General features: G+C 35.7%; 5 protein-coding genes and 1 tRNA gene. 2 read left to right on the plus strand and 4 right to left on the minus strand.

The features are described 5' to 3' along the window. The 3 genes from ACHZDT_RS11810 to ACHZDT_RS11820 all read right to left on the minus strand — a co-directional run. Window positions 1–454: COX15/CtaA family protein (locus ACHZDT_RS11810; protein ID WP_394774829.1), on the minus strand; the 454-nt coding region annotated here is incomplete at its 3' end. A gap of 93 nt (window positions 455–547) precedes the next feature. Further along, entirely contained in the window at window positions 548–1,993 is a 1,446-nt protein-coding gene (locus ACHZDT_RS11815) for a hypothetical protein (protein WP_394774830.1), read from the minus strand. A gap of 145 nt (window positions 1,994–2,138) precedes the next feature. Beyond that, the gene (locus ACHZDT_RS11820) at window positions 2,139–2,876 is read right to left on the minus strand and encodes a type III pantothenate kinase (protein ID WP_394774831.1); all 738 of its coding nucleotides are present in this window, start codon (window positions 2,874–2,876) and stop codon (window positions 2,139–2,141) included. Window positions 2,877–2,978: 102 nt separating this feature from the next. Here ACHZDT_RS11820 and ACHZDT_RS11825 point away from each other — a divergent pair. Both ACHZDT_RS11825 and ACHZDT_RS11830 read left to right on the plus strand, forming a co-directional pair. Beyond that, window positions 2,979–3,051 (plus strand) — tRNA-Phe (locus ACHZDT_RS11825). Between the two features lie 21 nt (window positions 3,052–3,072). Then, window positions 3,073–3,483, plus strand: a complete 411-nt coding sequence (locus ACHZDT_RS11830; RefSeq protein WP_394774832.1) for a response regulator — start codon at window positions 3,073–3,075, stop codon at window positions 3,481–3,483. Window positions 3,484–3,620: 137 nt separating this feature from the next. On the opposite strand, the gene ltrA is transcribed toward ACHZDT_RS11830, so the two are convergent. Continuing rightward, on the minus strand, window positions 3,621–4,868 hold the full coding sequence (gene ltrA / locus ACHZDT_RS11835) for a group II intron reverse transcriptase/maturase (protein ID WP_394774833.1): 1,248 nt from the start codon (window positions 4,866–4,868) through the stop codon (window positions 3,621–3,623). Window positions 4,869–5,691: the final 823 nt, after the last annotated feature.

The raw sequence follows: 5,691 nt of genomic DNA on the forward strand, positions 1-5,691 counted from the left end.
AATAGAATGTAAAACCAAAAGTAAAGAAGGCCGTAATAAGGTGTATAGACAACCGAATGTGGCTTACGCTTGTTCTTTCCGATAATCCGCTCTTAACCATTAACCATCCAATCACTCCTTGTAAGCCTCCGAGAAAAAAAAGAAAAAGTACTTTTTTGAGAGTGCTTTTATCAAACTTTCTTTTAAAATAAAACCAAAGAAACGGAACGATAAAAACGATTCCAATAAATCTTCCAAGCAGTCGATGAATAAATTCCCACCAGAAAATCGATTTAAAATCTTCTAATTGAAAATTATAATTTATTTTTTGAAACTGAGGAATTTGTTGGTACTTCTGAAAAGCAATCTGCCATTCCTCATTGTTTAATGGAGGCAATGTTCCCATTATGGGCTTCCATTCTGTTATTGATAAACCGGATCCTGTTAATCGGGTTATACCTCCGATAACTACCATGCAGAAAATTAAAAAGCAACCGCATAATAACCAAATAGCGATCCCTTTATTATTAGAATTTATCACTGATTAATTCAATGAATTGATAAATTATTAATCATACTTAGCTTTAAGGAACCAAAGATCGCTGATCGTAAATCCAAATGTAACCTTTAGATAACGTTCAAGAATTAAATTATTTTCAAGTGTTCCTCTTTTGCCTGCTTCGATTGTAAAATTAAGTAATGTTCCCGCTTTCCTGACAGGCAAGCCGAATCCTGCCGACAATCCAACATCATCAACTTTAATACTGTTAAATTTTAGATACCCGCTGTCATAATGAAACCCAATACGATATTGAATATTTTTCCAATAGGATTTTAATGCCCGTTCATTAGGTGTGTATTGGATTCCGGCGGTGACTTTCCAACTGTCGGCCAGTGAATCTTCAACACCAAGAAAAGAAAAATTACTCCATTGCTGATATGTAAAATCACTGCAAAACAACCATTTGCTTCCTTTCGATAATGAAAATCCGAAACCTGAACTGAAAGGAATACGAACATAGCCTCTTTCACCATTTGTTTGAAGGATAGTATCGCGAACTAAGATCAAAGATTCAGGAGTTCCAAAAAATTTATAACGAAATGTATTTACAAGGATAGAATTTCTGGAATGAAGGTCTGCTGTCGGAGAAGCAACAAGTCCAAGAACAAGATTCCAATCACTTTTAACTCTTCTTTGAACAACATTTTTTTCCATAAAAGAAGTTGCTGCAATTTCCTGTGTAAGTTGATTTTTTAAAGAATAGTTTTCCGGCGAAGTATCTCCTTTTTTATTATTGATTAAGTTGTTTAATGAATCTTTTAATAAAGAAATTTTCTTTTCAAGAAAAAGAATAGAATCACTTTTCGCCAATCGAAGGCTGTCCATTTTATATTGAATTCCTCCAATAAAATGAAACCATCCAACAGTTGTGTTTGATTTGATTGAAGTATTAAAATAATATGGATTGCTGTAGGATACAATCCGGTCATTATTTAAAACACCAAAAAGGTATTCTGTATTTAATCCAATGGAAAGCTTTTTGGAAACTTTAAATCCTGTTCCGATATGAAAATTATTTATACCTCCTGAACCTTCATAGTTAAATATTTCATCATCTCCAAACGGATTTATGGTCTTGGTTGTAACAGAATATCCTATCTTACTATAAGGAAGTAATCCAAAGCCCAGAGACCATTTCTGGCGTGTAATGGGAAAAGCAAAATCAAAATAAGAAACAGAAGCTGTATTTGTACGATGGCGCGAATTATTTGTCTTAAACTCATTTTGTTTAAAATCAATACCACCTTCATAGGTCGTATATATAAGAGCAGAATAAGCAGCCGGGTTTCCGTAATTAATATGACCGGGCTGGCTAAGGCCGATTTCAGTTCCACCCAGACTTAAATTATGAGCGAAGGTTATTGAGTTTAGGTCGCCGATTCCAAATCTTGAATAGGGAGAACTTGTTGCATTCTGAGCCTGTAAATTATTGACACAGGAGATTAAAAACAAAAATGCAAAAATGTTAAAAAGTACGACAGGTATTTTATTCTGGATTCTCAAATTAATTTTATTGACAGTTCTGTTTATAACAATTAATAAAAGGATATTCTTTTAAAATATCCAAATAATTTTATTGTAAGCAGATAAACTGAATTTATTTTTGAAAGCGTTTAGCTATATTATATCTGATAATTTCATTTAAACCAATATTTACCAGATCTTCGGCGACAAAGATGCTTAATTTTAAGTCTTCTGCAAAATGGTTAGCATCTCCGCCTGTTAAAATAATTTGCAATGACTTGTATTTAGATTTATACCTATGAATAAACCCTTTCATCTCTTCACAAATTCCAATTATTACTCCTGTTTGTATTGCTTTAACGGTTGATCTGCCTGTTAATTCTGTTATTTTCGATTCTTTTACTAAGGGTAATTTGCCTGTAAATTGATGCAATGATTTAAATCGCATTTGAAGTCCGGGAGAAATACTGCCTCCAAGATATTCTTTCCTTGAATTAATAAAATCATATTTAATACAGGTTCCGACATCAATAATCAATACATTTTTCCCCGGAAATAAAAAAGCTCCGGCAATAGCATTGGCCAGACGGTCTTTACCCAAGGTAGCGGGGGTTTCATAAAGATTTTTTACCGGAACTGAAGTTGAAGCAGTTAACTTTTTTAAATGCGGTAGTTTGTTTAGTGCATTTAAAATTGGTTTTTTAACCTCAACCACGGAAGAAAGCATTGAATTTTTAATGGGGAACTTATTGAGCAGGCGTTCAATATGAACGGAAGTCAAGGTTTCTGAAACATTTCTGTATACAGGAATAGTGTCCTCAAAAACAAGCGTCTTGATAAAGGAATTTCCTATGTCTATGGTCAGATTCATCAAAGATATTTGGCTGCAATTTATTCTGATAGAAGATACATGATACCTAAAACTAAATATATTTTGGAGGACATGTTTTTTTCATACTTTTGCCGGCCTGATGGTGATGTAGCTCAGTTGGTAGAGCAAAGGACTGAAAATCCTTGTGTCGGTGGTTCGATTCCACTCATCACCACTTCTCGCTCATATAAACTGCATGAAAACAGAAGATAAAACTTATAAATTCGATCGCGTTTTGCTTATCGACGATAATGATATTGATAATTTTATCAATGAACGAATGATTACAACCAATTTTTTTTCCAATAAGGTTATTGTTAAAAATTCGGGCGAATCTGCTTTAAATTATCTAAGAGAAAACTCAGGAGAGGATGCAAATCTACCTCAAATCATCTTTCTTGACTTAAACATGCCGATTATGGATGGTTTTGCTTTTCTTAATGAATACGAAAAACTACCTGATACGGTTAAAAAAAATTGTAAAGTCATCGTACTATCCTCATCGATTAGTCCTGAGGATATTAACCGGGCTTCTACAAATCCACTGGTTGTAAAATATGTAAATAAACCGCTAAATGAAAAGTATCTGGCGGCGATAAATTTTTGAAGAGTGATTTAAATTTTTTGAATTTATTTGAAATACTTTATTAAACTCACAGGGTCGAGTAAGCAAGGGCATTGCAGCCCAAGCTTCTCACGGAACCGTACTTGAAAGTCTCCCTTCATACGGCTCTTATTATCCAATCAACTATTAATACCCATTCTCCAGTGATAGAATAATGTTGGCAAGTCAGATTGTAATAGTAGATATTTTTCATGTACCTTCTTTTTACTCCTAATTTTATATTTGTTTTCAATCCATTTACGGATCAGATAATTCAAATGATAAAATACGTCCAACGTTTCTGATTTGTTGAATTTAGTGTAGTAATTAATCCAGCCTCTGATTTTCGGATTCAGTTGAGACGCAAACCAGATTAATGGTCTGGTTGTTTGTCGAGGAATCAGTATTTCTCTGATACGTGTTCTAATGTGAGTCTTTGCCGCCGTACTAATGGCGGGACTAAACACAATCATTAGTTTTCTTCTGCCAAACTTATCCGTAATCGTTCGTGGTTGAAAACTGTAGCTGAGAAAAGTGAAACTCTCTTTGTCGTGTTTTTCCCCACGTCGAAAGTTTTTACAATACACAATCTTTGTCTTATCAGGATGTAACTCTAAAGAGTATTGCTGCATCCTTTCTCTTAATTGCGTAAGTATTCGTTCAGCTCCTTCTCTACTCTGACAATGAATAATGATATCATCTGCATAACGTTCAAATGGGTTACGCGGATTTATTTCGTCCATCCATTTATCAAAGGCATGGTGCAGATAAAGATTCGCTAGCAGAGGACTTATTACACCTCCTTGCGGAGTGCCTTTTGTCCTTGTTATTATACTTCCATCTTCTTGTTCCACACCTGCTTTCAACCATCTGTTTACATACAACAACACCCACTTTTCTTGGGTGTGCTGTTGTAAAAGCTGAATCATCAATTCCTGATTGATGTTGTCAAAGAATCCTTTAATGTCTACATCTATCACCCATGAATATTTGTTACAGTTCTCATGACATTGTTTTAACGCATCATGTGCACTTCTGCCTGGTCTGTAACCAAATGAATTTTTGTGAAAGATGGTTTCCATCTCTGGCTCTAAGAAATCTTTTACTACCCCTTGTCCAATGCGGTCACCTACCGTGGGAATACCCAACGGTCTTTTTCCGCCTTGCTTTTTAGGAATCAATACCGTGCGAACGGGTGGCGGCATATAACTTCCTGAGGCCATGCGATTCCAAAGCTTGTACAAGTTCTTCGACAAATCCTGATTAAACATTTCAATCGTTTCTTTATCTATACCTGCACTCCCCTTTTTCTCGCACACCTTCAGATAGCTGTTATAAACCATCCGTTTGCTGATCGCAAATGATTTTGTAATTTCTTGTGTCATCATTCCATTCTTAATGGTTGTTTCACTTTACTTTTACTTAGATAATCGAAGTCCTTCGCTCCATTTCCATTACAGAAACTTCTTCACTACTATGACTTCGTCCGACACTACATGTTGCTTCTTCTGACTGTGTCAGAATTGAGCTGCCGTCTGAACTATAGAGCTTATCTCAAATAGTCATCTTGTTTTCTTCTCCAAGATTTCCAGCAAAGCATTCCGCGCATCAACAGCGTAGTTTCTCACGTTCCGAATAAAAGCCTATGTAAAGCTCCTGTCGCCTCAAGACCGGTTGCCCTGTAACCAGTAAACAGCCTTCCGTTACAGTAATCCCATGATCAAGGAAAATTCATGGTTTTGACAACGAGGTATCCTTTCGACCCGTCAACAGCGATTCAAGTTTGTTCAGCTTCTTTACACGCACCTGATGTTATTGTCTAACACCTTTTCCTTGCACGCTCAGCACCATATCTTTTGAACACAGCACCTGCAAGGCAGTTTGCATACTCCGTCTGTACAGCGTATACGATAGACCTACTATCATCTTTTATTCAGCATTGAAAGAACGATACTTATTTCTTACATTCGTGACACACTCCCTTCTGGATGACAATTCCTAGGATTAGTTTAAAGAAGAAACTCACAGGATTCTTTCTGAATTTGTAATCACACAGGAAGGTTTGAGTAAGAAACTCACAGGGTCCTTTCTGGATGACAATTCATAGGATAGGTTTAAAGAAGAAACTTACAGGATTCTTTCTGAATTTGTAATCAGGCTGGAAGGTTTGAATAAGAAACTCACAGGGTCGAGTAAGCAAGGGCATTGCAG

The sequence above is a fragment of the Flavobacterium sp. genome (assembly GCF_043722275.1).
In the GTDB taxonomy this organism is placed as follows: domain Bacteria; phylum Bacteroidota; class Bacteroidia; order Flavobacteriales; family Flavobacteriaceae; genus Flavobacterium.